3 protein-coding genes are annotated in these 2182 nt (G+C 70.9%); all 3 read right to left on the bottom strand.

Features of this window, described 5'->3' with window-relative positions; translation table 11 throughout:
- Positions 1-52 precede the first annotated feature (52 nt).
- Entirely contained in the window at positions 53-481 is a 429-nt protein-coding gene (acpS, locus tag FOY91_RS21200) for a holo-ACP synthase (RefSeq protein WP_145156032.1), read from the bottom strand.
- A complete protein-coding gene (locus FOY91_RS21195) occupies positions 478-1206 on the bottom strand; it encodes a pyridoxine 5'-phosphate synthase (protein ID WP_145156030.1) in 729 nt (242 codons plus the stop codon). Before FOY91_RS21195 ends, acpS begins: the two co-directional genes overlap by 4 nt.
- Positions 1207-1219: 13 nt before the next feature.
- A partial coding sequence (locus FOY91_RS21190) for a serine hydrolase domain-containing protein (RefSeq protein WP_145156028.1) occupies positions 1220-2182 on the bottom strand: 963 nt, incomplete at its 5' end.

Below are 2182 nucleotides of genomic sequence, written 5' to 3'. Positions count from 1 at the left end.
GCGGGGGGCAGGGGATCGGCCGGGGTCTGGCTCATGGTCGCTTCGCGATCGCTCACGCGATCTTCTCCTCGGATGGGCGGTACAGGGGTCTGGCGTAGAGGATGACGAACGCCTGCGCCCAGGGATGGTCGTCGGTCATGGTAAGATGAACGTCCATCGCGTGGCCCGGCGGGGTCAGCGCGTCAAGCCGGGCCCGGGCGCCGCCGGTCAGATGTAATGTCGGCGCGCCGGAGGGGGCGTTGACCACGCCGATGTCCTTCATGAAGACGCCTGCGCGAAAGCCGGTGCCGACCGCCTTGGAGAACGCCTCCTTGGCGGCGAACCGTTTGGCATAGGTGCCGGCACGGGTGAGCGTGCGGCGCTCCGCCTTGGCGCGCTCCACCTCGGTGAACACGCGGGCGACGAACCGCTCGCCGAAGCGGTCGAGCGAGTGCTGGATCCGCTCGATGTTGCACAGGTCCGAGCCGAGGCCGACGATCACCGCGCGCCGTCCATCAATTCGCGCATGTGGCGCACGCTGGCGTCCAGCCCGGTGAAGATCGCCTCGCCGATCAGGAAGTGGCCGATGTTCAGTTCGGCCAGTTGCGGAATGGCGGCGACGGGCACCACATTGTCGAAGGTGAGGCCGTGGCCGGCATGCGGTTCGATCCCGTTCTTCGTGGCAAGCGCGACGGCATCGGTCACGCGGCGCAGTTCGACAGCCTGCGCCTCACCCTCCAGCTCGGCATAGCGGCCGACGTGGAACTCCACGACCGGCGCCTGCAAGCGGATCGCCGCGTCGATCTGGCGGAGGCTGGGTTCGATGAACAGGCTCACCTGGATGCCGGCATCGCGCAGCTTCGCCACGAAGGGGGCGAGGTGGTCGTACTGCCCGGCCGCGTCCAGCCCGCCCTCGGTGGTGCGCTCCTCGCGCCGTTCGGGCACGATGCAGGCGGCATGGGGGCGATGGGCCAGCGCGATCGCCAGCATCTCGTCGGTGGCGGCCATCTCCAGATTGAGCGGCAGGTCGATCTCGGCCATCAGCCGCTCGATATCGCCATCGGTGATGTGGCGGCGATCCTCGCGCAGGTGCGCGGTGATGCCGTCCGCCCCTGCCGCCGCCGCGATATGCGCGGCACGGACCGGATCGGGCAAATCGCCGCCGCGCGCGTTGCGGATGGTGGCGACATGATCGATGTTGACGCCGAGGCGCAGGCGGTCCGTCATCTGCTGGCAGTCCTCATGGCGTTCCGTTTCCTCCGGGCGCCGGGCAGAGCGCCGCGGCGAGCATGTCATAGGCGAAGCCGGTGCCCGCGCCCACCTCGCCGAAATCGAATTCGGCGCGGTTGACGAACAGCAGCACGGCGGTGCCGCTGGCGGGCGCGAGAAAGTTGCGGATCTGCACCCCGCCGATCATCCCCCGCCGCTCGACGAGATCGACCGGATCGGGACAGCCCGCTAGCCGCGCGGCATAGGCCCAGGCGCCGAATGCGGCAAAGCCGATCGCGGGGTCGCCGGTCCACATCTGCGCGGTCGCCACGCGATCGAGCAGGCGGTGGCGCAGCAGCGCGCGGTCGAACAGCCACAGATCGCGCGGGGCGATATAGGCGGACCCCGCGCCGCCATAGGTGCCGAGGTTGAGCGCCGGTTCCGCCTTGCCGCCGACGGTGCCGGTCGCATGTGGCGCGGGCGGGGCATCGAAGCGGAACAGGCCGAGCGTCGTGATGCCCAGCGGCCGGGCGATGCGCTCCTCCAGCAGGGCGGCCAGCGAACGGCCGGTCAGCCGTTCGAGCAGCGCGCCCAGCACGATGAAGTCGCAATTATCGTAATGATAGCCGCTGCCCGGCAATGCCCGCGGCGCCTGGGCGCAATAGCCGGCGGCCGCGCGCGTCGGGGCGGCGGCGGCGCCGGTGCGCCGGTAGAATTCGGGAATGCCGTCCCGGTCCGGCCGGCTCTCGGCGGGGTCGGCGAGGCCGCTTTCGTGGCGCAGCAGCATCCGGGGGGTGACCGTGGCGGCATGGGGCGCTGGCCACCCCGGCCACAACGTCGCCATCGGCATATCGAGGTCGAGCCTGCCGGCCGCCACCTCCTGCATCGCGACCAGCGCGACGAGCTGCTTGGTGACAGAGGCGAGCCGCCACGGCGAGTCGGCGCTGTGCGGCACCCCGGGCCGCGCCTCGCCGACGGCGCGCTCGAAGACGAG

The organism is Alterirhizorhabdus solaris (assembly GCF_007785815.1).
Lineage (GTDB): Bacteria > Pseudomonadota > Alphaproteobacteria > Sphingomonadales > Sphingomonadaceae > Alterirhizorhabdus > Alterirhizorhabdus solaris.
The sequence above is the reverse complement of the archived record's forward strand: the minus strand, read 5'-3'. Positions and strand labels throughout refer to the sequence as shown.

Bases quoted from the DNA above. Each gene is read 5' to 3' on its own strand.
- FOY91_RS21195 (WP_145156030.1), bottom strand. From the start codon at position 1,206: ATGACGGACCGCCTGCGCCTCGGCGTCAACATCGATCATGTCGCCACC.